The 691-nt window shown below is 63.1% G+C and carries 1 protein-coding gene; it reads left to right on the forward strand.

Features of this window, described 5'->3' with window-relative positions:
• Positions 1-691: glycine cleavage T C-terminal barrel domain-containing protein (locus RUA4292_RS14755; protein ID WP_306346069.1), on the forward strand; the 691-nt coding region annotated here is incomplete at both ends.

A 691-nucleotide genomic window follows, 5' to 3' on the forward strand; every position in this document is an offset into this window, starting at 1 on the left:
GATTTGATCGTGTCGAATGCGGGCGATTACTATTTCGTGGTGGTGAATGCGGCGCTGCGCCATCAGGACATTCCGCATATGCGGGACAATCTAGACGGCGTCGAAGTGATCGAGATCTTCGACCGCGCGCTGGTGGCGGTGCAGGGCCCGGCGGCGGAAAACGTTGTGGGTGATCTTTGCCCTGCCGCCCGCGACCTGAAGTTCATGGAAACCACTGAGGCCCCGATCAACGGCGTAGACTGCCGCATCTCGCGTCTGGGGTATACCGGCGAGGACGGGTACGAGATCTCGATCCCCGAGGACAAGGCGATCGAAGTGTCGAAAGCCTTCCTGGCGCATGAGGATTGCGAAGCGGCCGGTCTGGGCGCGCGCGACAGCCTGCGGCTGGAGGCGGGTCTGTGCCTCTATGGCAATGACATCGACCAGAGCACCTCGCCGATTGAGGCCAGCCTCGGCTGGGCGATCCAGAAGCGCCGCAAGGAAGAAGGCGGCTTTCCGGGCGCAGACCGCGTGCAGAAGGAACTGGCCGAAGGCCCTGCTAAAAAGCTGGTTGGCATCAAGCCCGATGGCCGCGCTCCAGCGCGTCAGGGCGTGGAAATCCAGTGCGCCGAGGGCAATACGATCGGTCAGATCACCTCGGGCGTATTTGGCCCCACGGTCGGCGGACCGGTGGCGATGGGCTATGTTTCCA

It is taken from the genome of Ruegeria atlantica (assembly GCF_001458195.1).
GTDB lineage: Bacteria > Pseudomonadota > Alphaproteobacteria > Rhodobacterales > Rhodobacteraceae > Ruegeria > Ruegeria atlantica.